Source organism: Duganella zoogloeoides (assembly GCF_034479515.1).
GTDB lineage: Bacteria > Pseudomonadota > Gammaproteobacteria > Burkholderiales > Burkholderiaceae_D > Rugamonas > Rugamonas zoogloeoides.
Map to the genome: position 1 here is coordinate 6,090,735 of NZ_CP140152.1, position 18,596 is coordinate 6,109,330.

Sequence of the window (18,596 nt, forward strand, 5' to 3'; positions counted from 1 at the left end):
ACGGCGTCTGATTGACATTCGATCTATCTGGCTCATACTGTGGCTGATATCGTGCATCTTTTGCCCTGTCATGGAAAACTCACAATCACTCGACTTCAGTATTGATGTATTCAGCCCGGAGACCATCCCATGTCGCGCCTGGCCGAATACTTGTACGAGCTGGCAGCCCTCTATGGCGGTCAGGCGTTCGTGCATTTCAAGGAAGTGAGAAAGGGCAGCGCGGTATTGCATGCTCTGGTTGAGCGCGAGGCCGTGGCTTCAGTCGAGTCGCGTTTGCGGCTGGTGAATACCATTGCTGCACCGGACGACCTGCGACGGACGTACCACAATATCAACGGCATGCTGAAACCAGATCATGCGGTTGGCAACGTCAACTTGCCGGCTGGCGCCCTGGTTTTAGCTTTTCCGGGCAGAGATACGCCGGTCCAAAAAATCTACCGCGTCAAAGAAGCCGGTGTATTGGACGGTATCGTCATTCGCATCGGTGGCAAGTACCAGACCATACCCGTTTGGCTCAAAGATGCGGACGGCACCGTACATAAATGCGAAGCAAATAGCGACATGGCCTGGGAGTTGATTCAGCATTATCTTTCCTTGCCGGTGCGGGTCACGGGGAACGGTGATTGGCTGCGCGGCGAAAATGCCTATGGACGTTGGAGAAATTCAAGATCACGGGCTGGGAGTTACTCGACGAAACACCGATCACGGATATCCTGAACGCAGCACGTCTCGCCAAGGGAAACAGCTGGAATGACCTCGATGATCCGGTCCATGCCCATCTTGAGATGCGGAGTGTCGAGTGAAGGTACTTTTCGACGCAGGCACGCTCATTCGGCTGCTTGATCCGCGTACCTCTGATTCACATCGTGAGAGACTTGACTATCTGCTCGCCTCATTGCAAAAATCGAAATCCAAAATCCTGATTCCCACGCCTGCGTTGTCCGAGTTTTATGTAAGGCGACCCCGGAAGTCGTGTCGGCATTCAAAGGGCGTTCTGCATTTATCATCGTTCCCTTCGACGAGAAGGCGGCGGTGGAATGTGCGATTAACGTTGCAGATGCCCTCGCAGCAGGTGACAAGAAAGGTGCAGAGCGACGCACCTTGGCAAAAATAAAATTTGATCATCAGATCGTCGCCATCGCCAAAGTCAACGGCGCTACATCACCGCCTTGGGTACGGATGATTTGCCGGAAAGTCCCAAGTCCAAACAACGAAATTTGAACTTCCCTCCACTAGACGATAGCAACAGCTAGCGCTCGGAAGGTAACGCGCTACTGCCGTGCCACCCAATCAATCAACGCATCGAGCACTGCCCGCCCCGCGCCACCGGCCACGCGCGGGTCGTTGAGCATCGCCACCACCACCACCGGCTGGTTGTTGGCGTCCTGCACGTAGCCGGCGATAGCGATTACGCCGTTCAGGCTGCCGGTCTTGATGCGGGCGCGGGTGGCGGCGGGGCTGTCTTTCAGGCGGCGGCGCATGGTGCCGTCGGTGGCGGCGATCGGCAGACTCGACAAGAATTCCGGCATCCAGTTGCTCTTCAAACCAGCCTGCAGCACGCCGGCCAGCTGGGTGGCCGTCGCGCGTTCGCTGCGCGACAGGCCCGAGCCGTTGTCGAGCACCAGGCCGGTGCTGTCGATATTGTGCTGCTGCAGCCAGGCGCGAATGGCCGCGTCGGCGCGCGCGCTGGTGGTGGTGTTGAGGCCGTCCGGCGGCAGCGGCCGGCTGCCCAGCGCCGGGTCGGCTTCCAGGCTGCCCAGGCTGAGGAACACGGTGCGCGCCAGAGTGTTGTCGGAGTTCTTGTTGACGTCGCGCAGCACTTCCGGCAGTGCGCGCGAGACGTGTTCGGCCAGCAGGCGCGTGGTGACCGGTGCGACGGACGTGGTGGTTGGCGGCGCGGCTGGCACGCCGTCTTCCGCATCGGCATTGGCCGGCGCGTTGTTCAGTACAACGGACTGCTGCGTTTCCAAGCGAGCGGCCGGCTGTGCAGTTTGTGGCGCGGCTGAGGGCGTTGCCGACGAAGCCGATGGTGCCGCAGCGAGGGCTGCTGCCGTCCCGGCAGCCTGTTGCCTCGCCGAAGCGTCTGCCAACCCGGCCGATAGCGGCGCCGGAGCATGGGCCTCGCGCACCGTACCGGCGATCGTCCCGCCCAGCTTGCGCCACGTCGCGCGCACCAGCCGCGCCAGGTAATCGTGCGGATCGAGCACGTTGATGTTGACGGTTTTGACGCAATCGCGCGGGAAGCTGCCGTGCAGTACCACGTCGATGCGGTCGCCGCTACGGACGAAATCTGGCGTGCGCCAGCCTTGTTCCCACTGCGCGCACGTGGCGTCGGTCATGCGCAGGTCCGACCGCACGGTGACGTTGTCCATCTCCGGCATGGTCACGATCGACAGCTGGCCGCCGACCGCACGTAGCTCAAGTTTCAACAGGTTGGTATTGATCAGCAGCGCATCGGGAATGACGTTGTAATAGGCCCACGGATATTCGTCGAACGGCGGCTGGCCGACGTCGAGACGCGCGGGCTGGAACAGCGTGCGGTCGAGTACGACGTCGCCGTTGATGACCGTAATGCCCTGGTTGCGCAGCGCTTGCAGCATGTGGGTCAGCACGTCTTCGTTGAAGTCGGCATCGGCGCCGCCGCGCACGATCAGGTCGCCTTGCAGCACGCCTTGCACGACGTCGGCGCTGCTGCGCAGCTCGGTACGGCCACGGAATACCGGCCCCAGTTGCTCCAGCGCCGTCATGGCGGTGAACAGCTTCATGGTCGAGGCCGGCTGCATCACTTGCTGGGCGTTATGGGCCAGCAGCACGGTGTCGCCGCGCAGGACGACGATGCCGGCCGCCGTCTCGGGAATTTTGGCCGATTTCATCAGCCGCGCAACCGGTTCCGGCAACGGCGCGGCATGAACGGTGCCAACGAACAGCAGGGCGGCAAGCAAGGTACGACGCAACATAAACGGCCCGATCAATGGAAGAAGAGGTAGGCGACCGCGATGGCGGTGACCACGCCGGCAAAGTCGGCGATCAGGCCGCACGAGATCGCGTAACGCGTCTTGCGGATGCCAACCGAGCCGAAGTACAGCGCAACGATGTAGAACGTGGTGTCGGCCGAGCCATTGAACACGCACGCGAGGCGGCCGACGAACGAGTCAGGGCCGTAGGTTTGCATGGTGTCGATCATCATGGCCTTGGCGCCGCTGCCGCTGAGCGGCTTCATCAGCGCGGTGGGCAGCGCCGGCACGAAGTCGGTATTGACGCCCATGTGGGTAAACACCCAGGTAAAGCCCTGCACCACGAAGTTGAACACGCCGGCGTTGCGGATCACGCTGATCGCCACCAGCATGCCCACCAGGTAAGGGATCACCTTGATCGAGGTTTCGATGCCGCCCTTGGCGCCCTCGATAAAGGCGTCATAGACATTGACCTTCTTGCGCAGCGCCCCGAGGATGAAGCCGACGATCACGGTCAGCAGCAGCAGGTTGCTGAACACGGTGGAAAACTTCTGGATTTCGGCTTTGGTCAGGTACTCGGTGAAGTACCAGATCATGCCGAGGATGGCGGCGGTCATGCCGCCCAGCCAGCCCAGCACCACGCGGTTGATCAGGTTGATGCGCTGGCGGATCGATACCACGATGATGCCGGTGACGGTGGCCACGTAGGTGGCGATCAGGCAGGGGATAAAGATGTCGGCCGGGTCGGCCGCGCCCATGATCGAGCGCTGCGCCATGATCGCCACCGGGATCAGGGTCAGGCCCGAGGTGTGCAACACCAGGAACATGATCTGGGCGTCGGTCGGTTCGTCGGCCTTGGGGTTGAGGGTTTGCAGGCTTTCCATCGCCTTCAGCCCGAACGGCGTGGCGGCGTTATCGAGGCCCAGCAGGTTGGCCGAGAAATTCATCACCATGTGGCCGTTGGCCGGGTGATTCGACGGCACGCCGGGGAAGATGCGCGAGAAGAACGGCGCAATAATCTTCGCCAGCAGGTTGACCGCGCCGGCCTTTTCACCGATGTTCATGATGCCGAGCCACAAGGTCATCACGCCGGCCAGCGGCAGGGCGATGTCCATCACGCTCGACTTGGCAGAGGTAAAAGTGCCATCGACAATGCGCTTGAAAATCTCGGTGTCGCCCATGAAGAAGAACTGCAGCAGCGCGGCCAGCAAGCCGACCACGAAAAATCCAGACCAGATATAGGTGAGCGACATAGATGCGTATTTTCTCGAAATCAGTGGGCGATAGCCGCAGTATAGCGGGGGATCGCTACCGCGCGCCATGTGGATGGGGCGGCACGCACGCGCCGGAGTCTGGGCGACGCCGCACATACTTGTCCCAAGCTTGTGCGTAGAATAAGGCAATGAAATTCCTTAATCGCAGGGGGCTGGTCTACGTGATCACGCACCCCATGGCTTTCCTGGTGCAATGCCTGAAGGGCTTTCGCGCCAATCAGGGCTTGTTGCTCGCGGGCGCTGTCGCCTATTACTCCTTGCTCTCCATCGTGCCGCTCTTGATGCTGGTGGTGGTGGCGCTGTCCCACGTGATCGACGAAACCGTGTTGCTCGAAACGGTCGGGCGCTACCTGGGCTGGCTGGTGCCCGGCCACTCCGGCCCCATCGTCGAGGAGGTGTCGCACTTCCTCGACCATCGCGACGTGGTGGGCGGCGTGCTGCTGGTCAGCATGATTTTTTTCAGTTCGCTGGCATTCACGGTGCTGGAAAACGCCATGTCGGTGATCTTCAAGCACCGGGTGGAGGTCAAGCGCCGGCGCTTTTTAATCTCGGCCATCATGCCTTACTGCTACATCCTGTCGCTGGGCGCGGGCATGTTGCTGGTGACCCTGGTAGCCGGCAGCTTGCAGGTGATGGGCGAGGAGAGCGTGTCGCTGTTCGGCTACGAATGGTCATTGCAGGGCGTTTCCGGCGTGCTGCTGTACATGCTTGGTTTTGGCGGCGAAGTGCTGGTGCTCACGTCGATCTACCTGGTAATGCCGGTGGGGCGGCTGTCGCTGTCGCACGCCTTGATCGGCGGCGTGACGGCGGCGCTGCTGTGGGAATGCGCACGCCACATCCTGGTGTGGTACTTCACCACGCTGTCGCAGGTCAACGTGGTGTATGGCTCGATGACGACTGCCATCATCGTCATGTTCAGCCTGGAAATCGGCGCCACCCTGCTGCTGTTCGGGGCCCAGGTGATTTCAGAATTCGAACGCGCCTGCCGTCATAAGCCGCGCCGGACCGTCCGTCCCCTGACCACCGAAACCACACCAATGAAATAATTTGTGCGGCGCACAAATATCTGTGTTACACTACGTTCGTGGTTGAGGTCTGCACGTTGTGCGTGCCGACAGTCCCACCTCTGGCAAATGCGCCGTGCAACGAACTGTGTAAGTTCAACGCGCTGGTGACGCAGATGCCGCAGCTGTCTTTCGAATACGTTGGTCGACTTACACGTCAGGGGCACCATGCAGATAGCATGGGCGCCTGAGATTACCGCCTCACTTGGCAGATAGCCCTGGAGACCGGTACGATTAAAGCATTGGTAATACATTGGAACGAAGCCCGCTAGCTGATGCTAAGCGGGCTTTTTTTTGTTTATTTTTCTGGCGTCACGGCCAGCGCCTCGCCGATCGCATAAAAGTGCCCGCCCGCCACGTGGTGCAGGCTGCGCCAAGCCGGATCGGCATGTTCGAATTGCCAATGGCCGTCCTTGAACGCGCGCGTATCCGACCAGGCGCCCACGACTTCGCCGATAAACAAATCATAGGTTTGCTGGTTATGCGGCTCCGGTACCAGCCGGCATGCCAGCCAGGCCGAGCAGCCGGCCACAAACGGCAGGTCGTAACCACCGATGTGGAACAGTTCGGCCTGCGCGCGTTGCAGCTTGTCCGGTTCGGTCGCCAGGCTGGTCGTGCCCAGTTGCTCGGTCAATTGCAGCTGCGCCACGGTGGGCACTTGCAGCACGAACATGCCGCTGCCTTCGACCAACGCCCTGGTGGCGGTGATCTTGTCGATCACGACCGTGACCTTGGGCGGCGCGAAATCGAGCGCGCACGACCAGGCGGCGGCCATCACGTTGTCCACGCCGTCGTGGCGGCTGGACACCAGCACGGTCGGGCCGTGGGTGAGCAGGCGGTAGGCTTTTTCCAGTGGGACGGGGGCGATGTATTGGTTCATGGCGGCTTTGAATGACGATAATCGCCCCAGTATAGTCGCTGCTACAAGGCGCGCGCGATCAGCAGTTTCTGGATATCGCTGGTGCCTTCGTAGATCTGGCACACGCGCACGTCGCGGTAAATCCGTTCGACCGGGAAGTCGCTCACGTAACCATACCCGCCATGGACCTGGATCGCGTTTGAACACACGCGCTCGGCCATTTCCGAGGCGAACAGCTTTGCCATCGCCGCCTCCTTCAGGCACGGCAAGCCCGCATCCTTCATCGCCGCCGCGTGGCGGATCAGCTGGCGCGCTGCTTCGATTTGCGTGGCCATGTCGGCCAGGCGGAACTGCACGGCCTGGTGCTCGAAGATCGGCTTGCCGAAGCTCTCGCGGTCACGCGCATAGGTCAGTGCCGCCTCGTACGCTGCGCGCGCCATGCCCACGGCCTGGGCGGCGATGCCGATGCGTCCGCCTTCCAGGCCCGACAGCGCGATCTTGTAGCCCTGGCCTTCTTCCCCGATCAGGTTTTCCGCCGGAATGCGGCAGTTTTCGAACACGATCTGCGCCGTGTCCGACGAGTGCTGGCCCATCTTCTGTTCCAGCCCCGCCACGATGTAGCCGGGCGTACTGGTCGGCACCCAGAACGCGCTGATGCCCTTCTTGCCGGCCGCCTTGTCGGTCACGGCCAGCACGATGGCCACGTCCGCATACTTGCCGCTGGTGATGAACTGCTTGACGCCGTTGAGAACGTAGTCGTCGCCGTCGCGCGTGGCCGTGGTGCGCAGGGCGGCTGCATCGCTGCCCGTGTGCGGCTCGGTCAGGCAGAACGCGCCGAGCATGGCGCCCTGCGCCAGCGGACGCAGCCATTGTTCCTTCTGGCGATCGTTGGCGTACATCATGGCGATGCTGCACACCGGGCAGTTGTTCACCGAAATGATGGTGGATGTTCCGCCGTCGCCGGCAGCGATTTCCTCGAGCACCAGGGCCAGTGACACGTAATCCATGCCGGCGCCGCCCAGCGCTTCCGGCACGGCCACCCCGAATGCGCCGAGGGCAGCGAGTTCCTGCAATTCCTCCTTCGGGAAATGGTGCTCCTTGTCCCAGCGGGCGGCGTTGGGGGCGAGACGCTCCTGCGCAAAGGTGCGCAGGGCGTCGCGGATCATGTCGTGTTCCTGGCTCAGTATCATGGTGTCTCGTTGTTATGGTGTTGGAAGCCCGCCACCCGGCAGGTAGCGGGCTTGGTTACCGTGCGCTGTCGTTCACCAGCCGATCGGTTTGCCGTCGTAATTGCGATAGACGGCTTGGTCCGATGCCGGCAAGGTCGCCAGCGTGCGGCGCATGCCCGCCGCGCTTTCCTGCGGCGAAATGTCGGCGCCGTCGCCGCCCATGTCGGTACGCACCCAGCCCGGGTGGAACGCCACGCACGTGGCGCCCTGCGGACCATACACCAGCGCGGTATCGATCAGCACCGAGTTCAGCGCCGCCTTGCTGGCGCGGTACAGCGAGCCGCTGGAGCTGCTGCGTTCGCTCAGCGATCCCATGTGCGACGACAGCACCGCCAGCTTGCCGCGCTTGCCGGCCACCAGCGGCGCAATGATGGGTAGCAGGCGCATGGCGGCCAGCACATTGGTGTGCATCACGCTGTCGAAGTCCGACTGTTGCGGAAAGCCGTCGTGGCGCGGGCCATAGACGCCGGCGTTGAGGAACGCGACATCGAGTTCCTCGTCGTCGAGCTTCCAGCCCAGGCCGGCGCAGGCTTCGACGTCGGTGACGTCGAGCTTGTGCGCCTCTGCGCCGAGGGCGCTCAAGGCGGCGCAGTCCTCGGCCTTGCGCGCGGTGGCGATCACGCGCCAGCCGTCGGCGCGGTATTGCGTGACCAGTTCCAGGCCGATGCCGCGCGAGGCGCCAATGATCAGAGCGGTTGGCATGATGCCTCCACCAGTTCGATGGCCATGGCCGTTGCTTCGCCGCCGCCGATGCACAGCGCCGCCACGCCCTTCTTGCCGCCGGTGCGCTTGAGCGCGCCGAGCAGGGTGACGATGATGCGCGCGCCCGAGGCGCCGATCGGGTGGCCCAGCGCGCAGGCGCCGCCGTGGACGTTGATCTTGCTGTGCGGGATGTCGAGGTCGCGCATGGCGGCCATCGGCACGGCAGCGAATGCCTCGTTGATTTCGAACAGGTCCACGTCGCGGCTGGCCCAGCCGGTTTTCTTGTACAGCTTTTCGATGGCGCCGATCGGCGCGGTGGTAAACAGGTCCGGCGCCTGGGCATGGGTGGCATGGCCGTGGATGCGGGCGATGACCTTGGCGCCGAGTTTGACGGCGGTCGATTCGCGCATCATGACCAGCGCGGCAGCGCCATCGTTGATCGACGACGACGAGGCGGCGGTAATGGTGCCATCCTTTTTGAACGCGGCGCGCAGCGTCGGGATCTTGTCGAGCTTAGCCTTGAGCGGGCCTTCATCGCGGTCGATCACGGTGTCGCCGGTGCGGCTGCTGACGGTGACGGGCGCAATTTCCCACTTGAACCAGCCTTCGCTGGTGGCCGCTTGCGCGCGCCTGACCGATTCGATGGCAAAACTGTCCTGTGCTTCGCGCGTAAACTGGTACTGGGCCACGCACTCTTCGGCAAATGTGCCCATCGAGCGGCCTTCGCCGGTTTTTTCGTTGCGCGAGTAGGCGTCTTCGAGGCCGTCGTACATCATGTGATCGAGCAGCATGCCGTGGCCGATGCGGTAGCCGCCGCGCGCCTTCGGTACCAGGTACGGGGCGTTGGTCATCGACTCCATGCCGCCGGCCACCACCACGTCGGCGCTGCCGGCAATTAGCTGGTCATGGGCGAAGATGGCGGCCTGCATCGCCGAGCCGCACATCTTGGAGAGCGTGACGGCGCCGGTGGAGGTGGGCAAGCCCGCTTTCAATAATGCCTGGCGCGCTGGGGCCTGGCCCTGGCCCGCCATCAGGCAATTGCCGAAATAGACGTGCTCGACCAGTTGGCCATCGATGCCGGCGCGTTCGACGGCGGCGGCAATCGCGACTGCGCCCAGGTCGTGCGCGGCCTGGCCGGAAAAATCGCCCTGGAAGGCGCCCATGGGGGTGCGGGCTGCGCCCACGATAACAATCGGGTCATTCATTTTCTAGTATCTCCATAAACGGTGGCGGCGGAACCGCCGGGGTGTTGGTGACATGATCGTGGAAAAAGCGGATGTGCTGCGGATACGGGTACACGTCTTCCACCACGCCATCAAGAATGCGCTGCTTGCGCGCCTGCCAGTAGGCGCGGGTGAGCAAGTCGGCGTGGTGCTGCATGAAAAAGCGGCGGATGGTCGGATGCCCGAGCAGGAACTGGCCGAACTGCTCGGGAAACACATCGTGCTTGCCGACCGGGTACCACGGCTCGGACGCCATTTCGTCTTCTTCCGTGCGGGCCTGCGGGATGTCGCGGAAATTGCAGTCGGTGATGTACTCGATTTCGTCGTAGTCGTAAAACACCACGCGCTGGTGGCGCGTGACGCCGAAATTTTTGTACAGCATATCGCCGGGAAAAATATTCGCGGCGACCAGTTCCTTGATGGCGTTGCCGTACTCGACGATGCCGTGTTCAAGCTGGCCATCGTCGCCGTCCTTCTCTGCATTGGCCAGCCACATATTGAGCGGCACCATGCGCCGCTCGATGTACAGGTGCTTGATGATCAGCTGGTCGCCTTCGAGTTCCACCATCGACGGCGCAAATTGTTCGAGCTCGGCGATCAGGCGCTCCGAGAAGCGGTGGCGCGGAAACGCCACGTTGGAATACTCGAGCGTATCAGCCATGCGGCCCACGCGGTCGTGGTGCTTGACCAGTAAATATTTCTGCTTGATCAGCGCGCGCGTGGTTTCTTTCGGTGGCGGATAAAAATCCTTGATCACCTTGAACACGTATGGAAACGACGGCAGCGCAAACACCAGCATCACCAGTCCGCGGATGCCGGGCGCAATATCGAAGCGGTCCGACGAGTGCTTCAGATGTTGCAGGTAGTCGCGGTAGAACAGCGTCTTGCCCTGTTTTTGCAGGCCGAGTATGGTGTAAATCTCGCTGCGCGGCTTACGTGGCAACAGCGTGCGCAGGAACTGCACGTACGACGAGGGCACTTCCATGTCCACCAAAAAATACGCGCGCGTAAACGAGAACAGCACCGTGATCTGCTCGGGATCGAACAGCACGGTATCGAGGACCAGATGGCCGTTGGCGTCGTGCAAGATCGGCACAACGAACGGGTACTCGCGGTTGCCATTGATGATCCTGCCCACGATGTACGCCCCCTTGTTACGGAAGAACAGGTTCGAGAGCACGTGGATCTGGTGGTTGGCTTCGATGCGGGTGGCGCCGAACAGTCGCGCCAGGCGCGCTTCCACCTGTTCCACGTCGCGCGTGAGGTTGGCGAACGAAGCGTTGAGCTGGAAGTTGGTGATGATGCGTTTTAAAGCGAAATGCACGCCATCGGCGTCCGGATAATAGACCTTGTACGTGGGCGCGAGTTCGCGCGTTTCAATGTACTCGGTGGAGACCACGGGGCGCACGAAAATATACGCGTTGTGAAAGTAGCTGCGGTGCAGCAGCTTGCAGCAGACCGAGTTGAAAAACGTTTCGGCCAGCTCGGGCTGGGCATGGTCGGACAGCAGGCCGATGTAATGCAGCTTGAGCTCCTGCCACACTTCGTCGGCCAGGTCGGCCTGGCTGTATTCATCTTCGAGCTGCTGCACGCATTCCTGCACGCGGCGGTCGTAAAAGTCGATGCGTTCGCGCGCGGCGTGCTGCGCTTCGGCCCATGCCCCGAGCTCGAAAAAGCGCTTGGCCTGACGGCTGGTCGCGCGGAACAGCCGGTAGTGCTTGTCGAAGCCGTCGAGGATGGTACGGGCGATATCGAACCCGATTTGCGAGCGCAGCAGTTTGGGGAAGGCGGCCTGGGTCATGTTGGATGTCACCGTCACAGGCCGCCGATATGACTAGCGGGTTTCCGCAAACAGTTCGCGGCCGATCAGCATTCGGCGGATTTCGCTGGTGCCGGCGCCGATTTCATACAGCTTGGCATCGCGCCACAGGCGGCCGACCGGGTATTCGTTGATGTAGCCGTTGCCACCGAGCGCCTGGATCGCCTCGCCAGCCATCCAGGTGGCCTTTTCGGCGCTGTACAGGATGGCGCCGGCCGCGTCCTTGCGCAGGTTGCGCACGGCCTCGGACGTAGTAGCGCGGTCGCAGGCCTGGCCGACGGCGTACACGTAGGCCTTGCAGGCCATCATGGTCGAGTACATGTCGGCCAGCTTGCCTTGCATCAGCTGGAACTCGCCGATGGCCTGGCCGAACTGGGTGCGCTCGTGGATGTAAGGCACCACCGAATCCATGCAGGCCTGCATGATGCCGAGCGGTCCGCCGGAGAGCACGGTGCGCTCGAAGTCCAGGCCCGACATCAGCACGTTGACGCCCTTGCCCACGCTGCCCAACACGTTTTCCACCGGCACGACACAATCCTCGAACACCAGTTCGCCCGTGTGCGAACCGCGCATGCCCAGCTTGTCGAGCTTTTGCGCCACCGAGAAACCCTTGAAAGTCTTTTCGATCAGGAACGCGGTCATGCCGCGCGCGCCGGCCTCGAGGTCGTTCTTGGCATAGACCACCAGCACGTCGGCGTCGGGGCCGTTGGTGATCCACATCTTGGTGCCGTTGAGGACCCAATGGTCGCCCTTGAGCTCGGCACGCAGCTTCATGCTGACCACGTCGGAGCCGGCATTCGGTTCGGACATGGCCAGCGCGCCGATGTATTCGCCCGAGACCAGCTTGGGCAGGTAGCGCTGTTTTTGTTCTTCGGTGCCGTTGCGCTTGATCTGGTTGACGCACAGATTGGAGTGGGCGCCGTACGACAGGCCGACCGAAGCCGAGGCGCGCGAGATTTCTTCCATCGCCACGATGTGGGCCAGGTAGCCCATGTTGGCGCCGCCGTATTCTTCGCCGACGGTCACGCCCAGCACGCCCAGGTCGCCGAGCTTGCGCCACAGGTCCATCGGGAATTGATCGGAGCGGTCGATCTCGGCCGCGCGCGGCGCGATTTCGGCGGCAGCGAACTGCTGCACCGCTGCGCGCAGGGCGGCGATGTCCTCGCCATGGTCAAAGGTCAGTCCGGGCAGATCGAGCATGTCTCTTCCTCATTGTTGTCATGGGCGGGAATCGGCGTTCCCTGGAAAGTCCGATGATACTCTTGAGTGACGTTAACGTAAACGTCAACCGTGCTTACTCCAGGGGCGCGGACTTGCCCTCGGCTGCCGCCGCGATCAGCTGCCGGCACTCCTCTTCGTGGGCGGTGATCTCGGCCAGGGTCATTTCGATGTCTTCGCGCTGCTGTTCTAGGGTCTCGCGGTGGCGTGCCAGTACTCCCAGAAAATGGTTCATTTGTACCGCCGTATCCTTGGGCGTTTCGTACATATCGACCAGGTCGCGGATTTCCGACAGAGGCAAGCCCAGCCGTTTGCCGCGCAAGGTGAGCTTGAGGCGGGTGCGGTCGCGCGGCGTGTACACACGGTTACGTCCGCCAGTGCCCTCACGTGACGGGCTGAGCAGCCCCTGGTCTTCATAGAAGCGGATGGCGCGTGCCGTGATGTCGAATTCACGGGCAAGTTCGGTAATGGTATAGGTGGACATCGGCAAAATAATTGTTGGATTTCCGCTTACGTTAACGTTAGTGGTCATTGTAGCGTGGCAGCCGTTGCTTGCGACATTTCTTGATTTATCGGTCCCCACAGTTTAGTGTTCCACAACAGCAAAAAACAAAATAAAATTCGCTGCCCGACAAGCCGTCTCCTGCTTTTGGCAGAGCCGATAATGTTACCTTTAGAACCACATAGCGTCACAATTCAAGCTCCGCTTCAAGAGACTGACTTTCATGACGCAACATGAAATAGTGCAACGATGAATTCCTCTAATGAACGCGAAAGCTTTAGCCAGCGCCTTCAGCAAGCGCTGAAGAATGCCCATTACTCTCCTGACAGCCCCACCCGACTGGCGCGCGAGTTCAACATCCGCTTTGACGGGCGACCGATTACCGTCCACGCAGCCCGTAAATGGCTGGTGGGCGAGGCGATACCGACCCAGGAGAAGCTGCGCATGATCGCCCAATGGCTGGGTGTGCCTGCCGAATGGCTGCGCTTTGGTGGCGCCGAACACGGCACCCCCGAAGGCGAGGGGGCCAGCGGTGTCTCGCGCTTCGAGTCGGCCGACGTCAAGTTAATTGCTGATTTACAGCGCCTGGATGAACATCACAAGCAAATTGCCCGTGAATTTATTCGCATGCTGGTCCGGGTTAACTACCAAAAGTAATAAACTTGCGCGGTTTTTGCAGTGCCGGAAAAGGCCGGTTGCACTGTTGCCGTGTGAACCTTGTTTCATGACTTTTCCGCTTTTTGTTCGGAATTCTGGACGCTGCGTTGATGCCCATCAACGTTACTTTTTTATTTGAAGTACGTTTGCGAATTGTCATGGGTCGGATACCGATTTCAGGCACAATAGGGCGTCAGCACCGCTGACTTGCAACAGTAAGTGGGGGTCATACGCTTGCGGTTGCAGTGGTCGTGATTACTTGGAGTCCAGCCTTTGAGCAGCCATATGAAAAGTAACTACAGCAACGTCGCGCAGTTGAAGGAATTGATGACCGCCCCGCCCATGACAGCTGCCAAACATGCCGAGGTCATGCGCAAGCGCATCGCCGACCGTCGCATGGTGGAAGAAGCCAGGGAACTGAAAAAAGCGGAAGACGGCCTGCGCTTCGGCGCGCGGTAAAACGTGGATCGCATTGCCGGCTGAGCTTGCCGGCAGGGTTGCCGCTGATGTGGCGAATCGGTTTGCGACCGAGGTTGCGACTATGGGTGCGACTGACTTTGCAACTACGGTTGCTCACGCTCGTCGCAGCCGGGTGCTGCGACGGACTGCTTCATGCCATGCCAGCGCGGCGTCAGTGCGTGGTCGATGCCGAACAGGTCGATCACCCGGCCCACGGTGTGATCCACCATCTCTTCGATCGATTGCGGCTTGTGATAAAAGCCGGGCAGGGGCGGGTAGATAATGCCGCCCATTTCCGTCACCGCCGTCATATTGCGCAGGTGCGCCAGGTTGAACGGGGTTTCGCGCACCATCAGCACCAGGCGCCGGCGCTCCTTGAGCACCACGTCGGCTGCCCGCGTGATCAGGTTATCCGACAGGCCGTGCGCCACCGACGCCAATGTCCTCATCGAGCACGGCGCCACCACCATCCCATCCGACTGGAACGAACCGCTGGCGATCGACGCGCCGATATCGCGCACCTTGTGCACGACATCGGCAAACGCCTCGACATCGCGCCGCTGCAAGCCAGTTTCCTGGTGCAAGGTCAGCACGGCAGCGTCCGAGACCAGCAGGTGGGTCTCGACACGAGGTAGGTGTTGCAGATGCTGCAGCAGTCGCACGCCATAAATGGCGCCGGTAGCGCCGGTGATGGCGACGATCAGCCGCAGCGGGCGATCAGCCATTCAACAGGGCTTTCAGTTCGCCCGATTCGAACATTTCGTTCATGATGTCCGAACCGCCGATGAACTCGCCCTTGACGTAGAGCTGGGGAATGGTTGGCCAGTTCGAGTAGTCCTTGATGCCCTGGCGAACTTCCGGATCTTCCAGCACATTGACGGTGGCAATGTTTTCAACGCCGCAAGCTTTCAGGATCTGGATTGCACGGCCGGAAAAGCCGCACTGCGGGAACTGGGCGGTGCCCTTCATGAACAGCACCACCGGGGTGTTGCTCACGGTCTCTTTGATCCAGGATTGTACGTCGCTCATAGCTGCCTCGGTAATGAAGTAAATAGATGGCGACATTTTATAAGAAATGCGCGCTGCGCGTATCGCTGAAGGCGGTCGACGGGCCCGCCGTGGGCCGCTTCCAACGAATTTGTTGACATTACGAAAAAACATTACTACTATGTGTCTCGCTATATCGATGCCCGATATAGCGAACATCGATACAGGGGAGGCTCATGAGTGATATCAATTTTGCCAAGTACCTGCCGCTGTCGGAGGCCACGTTTTACGTGATGCTGGCGCTGAACGAACCGGCCCATGGCTACGCCATCATGCAAAAGGTCGAGTCCATCAGTGGCGGCAGTGTGACGGTGGGGCCGGGGACCTTGTACGGCGTTTTCGGCGCGCTGGAAAAACAGGCCTTGGTCGTCAAGGTGGCGGAGGAAGAACGGCGCAAGGTATATGCGTTGACCGAACTGGGCCGCGTAGTCATGGCGGAACACGTGCGGCGTCTGGAAATGATGGTCGGCAGTGCGCATGCCTTGTTGCATGCAGCGGCTTAACAATAAATCGAGAGGCGATATGAATAACGGTGCGGTAGTGCGGAAATTCAAGTTGTGGTTTGTGTGGCAGGACGAGCAATTGCAGCAGTGGCTGCAGCAACAGGCGGCGCAGGGACTGCACTTGCGCAGTACCAACGTGTTGTGCCTGCATACCTTCGTGCGCGGAGCACCGGCCGACATGGTCTACCGCTGGGATGCCGGCGACCAGCGCAAGGATCCGCATTACATGCAGTTGTTCCAGGACGCCGGGTGGGAACACGTGGCATCCACCGCCGGCTGGCATTGCTGGCGCAAGGCCCGGCGCGCTGGCCAGGTCAACGAAATTTTTACCGACAACTCCGACAAGATCCGCAAGTACCAGCGCGTGATGGTGCCGATACTGGTCATCCTGGCGATCCAGTTGCTGACGCTGGCGGCCAATCCTGGCGTCAAAATGGTCCTGACCGGCAGCAATCCCGCCGCAGCGACACCGATGGTGTCGGGGGCGGTGGGGATACTGGTCGGCTCCGCGCTCGTGTTTGCCTATGCCGTCGTCAAGCTGATGCAACGCACCGCGCAACTGAAGCGCCAGCGCGCTTAACCGCGCAGTTTGGCGAACGCGGCTGCCATGCTGCCGCTTGGTGCTGCCTCGCGGGCGCCTTGTTTCTGGTGCTGGCCCATGCTCTTGCGGTCGTTGCGGTCGGCGCGTTGTTGCGGCTGGGCGCCGGCCTGCGGCGCGCTGTCGGTCAGGCGCATGGTCAGGGCGATGCGCTTGCGCTTTTCGTCCACTTCCAGCACTTTCACTTTCACCACCTGGCCGGCCTTGACCACCGTGTGCGGATCTTTCACGAAGGTGTTCGACAGCGCCGAGATATGCACCAGCCCGTCCTGGTGCACACCGATGTCGACAAACGCTCCGAACGCGGCCACGTTGGTCACCACGCCCTCCAAAATCATGTCCGGGCGCAGGTCGCGGATTTCTTCCACGCCTTCCTTGAAGGTGGCGGTGGTAAATTCCGGGCGCGGATCGCGGCCCGGCTTTTCCAGCTCTTTTAAGATGTCGGTGATGGTCGGCACGCCGAATTTATCGTCCGCGTACTTGGCGGGGTTCAGCGACTTGATCAGGGCAGCTTCGCCGATCACACCCTTGATATCTTTCTTGATGTCGGCCAGGATTTTTTGCACCAGCGGATACGATTCCGGGTGCACGGCCGAGGCGTCGAGCGGATTGTCGCCGCCGGTCACGCGCAAAAAGCCCGCTGCCAGCTCGAAGGTTTTATCGCCGAGGCGCGGCACCGATTTCAGGCCGCTTCTCGACGTGAACGCGCCTTTCGCATCGCGGTAGGTGACAATCGCCTGCGCCACCGATGCCGACAGGCCCGACACGCGCGCCAGCAGCGGCGCGGACGCTGTATTCACATCGACGCCCACCGCATTGACGCAATCCTCGACCACGGCGTCGAGCGTGCGCGCCAGCTGGGTTTGCGACACATCGTGCTGGTACTGGCCCACGCCGATCGACTTCGGATCGATTTTTACCAGCTCGGCCAGCGGATCCTGCAGGCGGCGCGCGATCGAGACCGCGCCGCGCAGCGACACATCCATGTCCGGCAACTCGCGCGAGGCGAATTCCGATGCCGAATACACCGATGCGCCTGCTTCCGAGACGACGATCTTGCTCATTTTTTGTTCAGGATGGCGCTTGATCAGGTCTTGCGCCAGCTTGTCGGTCTCGCGCGACGCGGTGCCGTTGCCGATCGAAATCAGGGAAACATTGTGCTTGGCGGCCAGCTTGCCCAGCGTGTGCAGCGAACCGTCCCAGTCGTTCTTCGGCTGGTGCGGATAGATCACGGCGGTATCGACCACCTTGCCGGTGGCATCGACTACCGCCACCTTGACGCCGGTCCGCAGGCCGGGGTCGAGACCCATGGTGGCGTGCTGGCCGGCGGGCGCCGCCAGCAGCAGGGCTTTCAAGTTGGTAGCGAAAACACTGATGGCGTCGAGCTCGGATTTTTCGCGCAGCGCGCCCATCAGTTCGGTATCGAGGTGCATGAAACTTTTTACGCGCCAGGTCCAGCGCGCGGTGTCGGCCAGCCACTTGTCGGCCGGGCGGCCCTGCTGCTTGATGCCGAAACGGGCGGCAATGCGGCTCTCGCACGGATTGTGCGGCGCATCCCACTTCGGCTTTTCCGGTTCGCTGTCGAGGCGCAGCGCAACGTCGAGGATGCCTTCGCGGCGGCCACGCATCAGCGCCAGCGCCCGGTGCGAAGGCACATTGGCCAGGGGTTCGGAATAATCAAAATAATCGGCGAACTTTTCGCCTTCTTCTTGTTTTCCTTCAATAACTTTCGACTGGACAATGCCATGCTCTTGCACGTATTCGCGCAGCGATTGCAGCAAGGTTGCATCTTCGGCAAAGCGCTCCATCAGGATCTGGCGCGCGCCATCGAGCGCGGCCTTGCTGTCGGCCACGCCCGGGTTGTTGCCATCAGCCGTCGTAAACGCCTCGCGCAGGTAGTTGGCTGCCTCGGTCTCCGGGTTCAGAGCCGGGTTATCGAGCAGGCCGTCGGCCAGCGGCGCCAGGCCCGCTTCGATGGCGATCTGCGCCTTGGTGCGGCGTTTTTGTTTGTATGGAAGATACAAATCTTCGAGGCGGGTCTTGTCTTCGGCGTGCATGACCGCATCTAACAAGACCGGCGTCATCTTGTTCTGTTCGGTAATAGATGCCACGATAGCGGCGCGCCGATCTTCCAGCTCGCGCAGGTAGCGCAGGCGTTCTTCGAGCAGGCGCAGCTGGATATCGTCGAGGCCGCCGGTTGCTTCCTTGCGATAACGCGCGATGAACGGCACGGTGGCGCCTTCGTCCAGCAGGGCGATGGCGGCGGAAACTTGGGCCGGTTTGGCGGCAAGTTCGAGGGCGAGGCGTTGTTCGATGGAAGGCAACATGAGGGTATCCTGAGCAGTCAAGCCCGGAATCATACGCAATCTTGGCGAATGTGCCAGTCTTGACAGCCCAAACAGACTGTGTGCGCGCGGTTGTGTGACGAATGCGCGTGGAAACACCGATTGAATGGCGGGTTTTCGATAGAATCCGCAAACACGAACGC

General features: G+C 61.4%; 19 protein-coding genes. 7 read left to right on the top strand and 12 right to left on the bottom strand.

Going from position 1 to position 18,596, the window contains the following annotated elements; genetic code table 11:
- The first annotated feature begins 129 nt into the window (after positions 1–129).
- Together SR858_RS26735 and SR858_RS26740 are read left to right on the top strand one after the other, a co-directional pair.
- Positions 130–717 (top strand): MFS transporter, encoded by a 588-nt coding sequence (locus SR858_RS26735; protein WP_154820078.1) that lies wholly within the window; start codon positions 130–132, stop codon positions 715–717.
- Positions 718–972: 255 nt separating this feature from the next.
- Positions 973–1,221 (top strand): PIN domain-containing protein, encoded by a 249-nt coding sequence (locus SR858_RS26740; protein ID WP_154820077.1) that lies wholly within the window; start codon positions 973–975, stop codon positions 1,219–1,221.
- 50 nt (positions 1,222–1,271) lie between these two features.
- Here the strand turns inward: SR858_RS26740 and dacB are convergent, their stop codons facing one another.
- Positions 1,272–2,957 (bottom strand): D-alanyl-D-alanine carboxypeptidase/D-alanyl-D-alanine endopeptidase, encoded by a 1,686-nt coding sequence (gene dacB / locus SR858_RS26745; protein ID WP_026637705.1) that lies wholly within the window; start codon positions 2,955–2,957, stop codon positions 1,272–1,274.
- An 11-nt stretch (positions 2,958–2,968) separates the two neighbouring features.
- Positions 2,969–4,207, bottom strand: a complete 1,239-nt coding sequence (locus SR858_RS26750; RefSeq protein WP_019924159.1) for a nucleoside recognition domain-containing protein — start codon at positions 4,205–4,207, stop codon at positions 2,969–2,971.
- Positions 4,208–4,356: 149 nt separating this feature from the next.
- On the opposite strand from SR858_RS26750, the gene SR858_RS26755 reads away from it, so the two are divergent.
- Positions 4,357–5,274: a YihY/virulence factor BrkB family protein gene (locus tag SR858_RS26755; protein WP_026637704.1), complete on the top strand. Its 918-nt coding sequence runs from the start codon at positions 4,357–4,359 to the stop codon at positions 5,272–5,274.
- A 316-nt stretch (positions 5,275–5,590) separates the two neighbouring features.
- Here the strand turns inward: SR858_RS26755 and SR858_RS26760 are convergent, their stop codons facing one another.
- The 7 genes from SR858_RS26760 to SR858_RS26790 all read right to left on the bottom strand — a co-directional run bounded on the left by SR858_RS26760 (position 5,591) and on the right by SR858_RS26790 (position 12,826).
- On the bottom strand, positions 5,591–6,172 hold the full coding sequence (locus SR858_RS26760; protein ID WP_019924157.1) for a flavin reductase family protein: 582 nt from the start codon (positions 6,170–6,172) through the stop codon (positions 5,591–5,593).
- Positions 6,173–6,213: 41 nt separating this feature from the next.
- Entirely contained in the window at positions 6,214–7,341 is a 1,128-nt protein-coding gene (locus SR858_RS26765) for an acyl-CoA dehydrogenase family protein (protein ID WP_026637703.1), read from the bottom strand.
- A 72-nt stretch (positions 7,342–7,413) separates the two neighbouring features.
- Complete coding sequence (locus SR858_RS26770) at positions 7,414–8,082, bottom strand: SDR family oxidoreductase (RefSeq protein WP_019924155.1); 669 nt, start codon at positions 8,080–8,082, stop codon at positions 7,414–7,416.
- Positions 8,067–9,287, bottom strand: coding sequence for an acetyl-CoA C-acyltransferase (locus SR858_RS26775; protein WP_019924154.1), 1,221 nt, complete (start codon positions 9,285–9,287; stop codon positions 8,067–8,069). The genes SR858_RS26770 and SR858_RS26775 overlap by 16 nt, the downstream gene beginning before the upstream one ends.
- A complete protein-coding gene (gene aceK, locus SR858_RS26780) occupies positions 9,280–11,106 on the bottom strand; it encodes a bifunctional isocitrate dehydrogenase kinase/phosphatase (RefSeq protein WP_019924153.1) in 1,827 nt (608 codons plus the stop codon). Before aceK ends, SR858_RS26775 begins: the two co-directional genes overlap by 8 nt.
- 33 nt (positions 11,107–11,139) lie before the next feature.
- A complete protein-coding gene (locus tag SR858_RS26785; RefSeq protein ID WP_019924152.1) occupies positions 11,140–12,324 on the bottom strand; it encodes an isovaleryl-CoA dehydrogenase in 1,185 nt (394 codons plus the stop codon).
- Positions 12,325–12,418: 94 nt separating this feature from the next.
- The gene (locus tag SR858_RS26790; protein WP_019924151.1) at positions 12,419–12,826 is read right to left on the bottom strand and encodes a MerR family transcriptional regulator; all 408 of its coding nucleotides are present in this window, start codon (positions 12,824–12,826) and stop codon (positions 12,419–12,421) included.
- Positions 12,827–13,093: 267 nt separating this feature from the next.
- Between SR858_RS26790 and SR858_RS26795 the strand changes: the two genes are divergently transcribed.
- Positions 13,094–13,501 (top strand): hypothetical protein, encoded by a 408-nt coding sequence (locus SR858_RS26795; RefSeq protein ID WP_019924150.1) that lies wholly within the window; start codon positions 13,094–13,096, stop codon positions 13,499–13,501.
- Between the two features lie 285 nt (positions 13,502–13,786).
- Positions 13,787–13,960: a hypothetical protein gene (locus tag SR858_RS26800; RefSeq protein ID WP_019924149.1), complete on the top strand. Its 174-nt coding sequence runs from the start codon at positions 13,787–13,789 to the stop codon at positions 13,958–13,960.
- Between the two features lie 104 nt (positions 13,961–14,064).
- Here SR858_RS26800 and SR858_RS26805 read toward each other — a convergent pair whose 3' ends face one another.
- On the bottom strand, positions 14,065–14,685 hold the full coding sequence (locus SR858_RS26805) for a UbiX family flavin prenyltransferase (RefSeq protein ID WP_019924148.1): 621 nt from the start codon (positions 14,683–14,685) through the stop codon (positions 14,065–14,067).
- Entirely contained in the window at positions 14,678–14,989 is a 312-nt protein-coding gene (gene grxD / locus SR858_RS26810) for a Grx4 family monothiol glutaredoxin (protein WP_019924147.1), read from the bottom strand. The genes SR858_RS26805 and grxD overlap by 8 nt, the downstream gene beginning before the upstream one ends.
- 194 nt (positions 14,990–15,183) lie before the next feature.
- On the opposite strand from grxD, the gene SR858_RS26815 reads away from it, so the two are divergent.
- Positions 15,184–15,510 carry a PadR family transcriptional regulator gene (locus tag SR858_RS26815; RefSeq protein ID WP_019924146.1) on the top strand — a complete coding sequence of 109 codons (327 nt, stop codon included), beginning with the start codon at positions 15,184–15,186 and terminating at the stop codon, positions 15,508–15,510.
- A gap of 61 nt (positions 15,511–15,571) precedes the next feature.
- Positions 15,572–16,090 carry a DUF2812 domain-containing protein gene (locus SR858_RS26820; protein WP_322534637.1) on the top strand — a complete coding sequence of 173 codons (519 nt, stop codon included), beginning with the start codon at positions 15,572–15,574 and terminating at the stop codon, positions 16,088–16,090.
- Here the strand turns inward: SR858_RS26820 and SR858_RS26825 are convergent.
- Complete coding sequence (locus SR858_RS26825) at positions 16,087–18,435, bottom strand: Tex family protein (RefSeq protein WP_019924144.1); 2,349 nt, start codon at positions 18,433–18,435, stop codon at positions 16,087–16,089. The genes SR858_RS26820 and SR858_RS26825 overlap by 4 nt on opposite strands.
- Positions 18,436–18,596 lie beyond the last annotated feature (161 nt).

What these genes read in the sequence shown, in the direction of transcription:
- SR858_RS26755 (WP_026637704.1), top strand. Translation starts at nt 4,357, where the DNA reads ATGAAATTCCTTAATCGCAGGGGGCTGGTCTACGTGATCACGCACCCC.
- aceK (WP_019924153.1), bottom strand. Translation starts at nt 11,106, where the DNA reads ATGACCCAGGCCGCCTTCCCCAAACTGCTGCGCTCGCAAATCGGGTTC.
- SR858_RS26785 (WP_019924152.1), bottom strand. Translation starts at nt 12,324, where the DNA reads ATGCTCGATCTGCCCGGACTGACCTTTGACCATGGCGAGGACATCGCC.
- SR858_RS26790 (WP_019924151.1), bottom strand. Translation starts at nt 12,826, where the DNA reads ATGTCCACCTATACCATTACCGAACTTGCCCGTGAATTCGACATCACG.
- SR858_RS26825 (WP_019924144.1), bottom strand. Translation starts at nt 18,435, where the DNA reads ATGTTGCCTTCCATCGAACAACGCCTCGCCCTCGAACTTGCCGCCAAA.
- grxD (WP_019924147.1), bottom strand. Translation starts at nt 14,989, where the DNA reads ATGAGCGACGTACAATCCTGGATCAAAGAGACCGTGAGCAACACCCCG.
- SR858_RS26750 (WP_019924159.1), bottom strand. Translation starts at nt 4,207, where the DNA reads ATGTCGCTCACCTATATCTGGTCTGGATTTTTCGTGGTCGGCTTGCTG.
- SR858_RS26805 (WP_019924148.1), bottom strand. Translation starts at nt 14,685, where the DNA reads ATGGCTGATCGCCCGCTGCGGCTGATCGTCGCCATCACCGGCGCTACC.
- SR858_RS26760 (WP_019924157.1), bottom strand. Translation starts at nt 6,172, where the DNA reads ATGAACCAATACATCGCCCCCGTCCCACTGGAAAAAGCCTACCGCCTG.
- SR858_RS26795 (WP_019924150.1), top strand. Translation starts at nt 13,094, where the DNA reads ATGAATTCCTCTAATGAACGCGAAAGCTTTAGCCAGCGCCTTCAGCAA.
- SR858_RS26735 (WP_154820078.1), top strand. Translation starts at nt 130, where the DNA reads ATGTCGCGCCTGGCCGAATACTTGTACGAGCTGGCAGCCCTCTATGGC.
- SR858_RS26815 (WP_019924146.1), top strand. Translation starts at nt 15,184, where the DNA reads ATGAGTGATATCAATTTTGCCAAGTACCTGCCGCTGTCGGAGGCCACG.
- SR858_RS26800 (WP_019924149.1), top strand. Translation starts at nt 13,787, where the DNA reads ATGAAAAGTAACTACAGCAACGTCGCGCAGTTGAAGGAATTGATGACC.
- SR858_RS26765 (WP_026637703.1), bottom strand. Translation starts at nt 7,341, where the DNA reads ATGATACTGAGCCAGGAACACGACATGATCCGCGACGCCCTGCGCACC.
- SR858_RS26775 (WP_019924154.1), bottom strand. Translation starts at nt 9,287, where the DNA reads ATGAATGACCCGATTGTTATCGTGGGCGCAGCCCGCACCCCCATGGGC.
- dacB (WP_026637705.1), bottom strand. Translation starts at nt 2,957, where the DNA reads ATGTTGCGTCGTACCTTGCTTGCCGCCCTGCTGTTCGTTGGCACCGTT.
- SR858_RS26770 (WP_019924155.1), bottom strand. Translation starts at nt 8,082, where the DNA reads ATGCCAACCGCTCTGATCATTGGCGCCTCGCGCGGCATCGGCCTGGAA.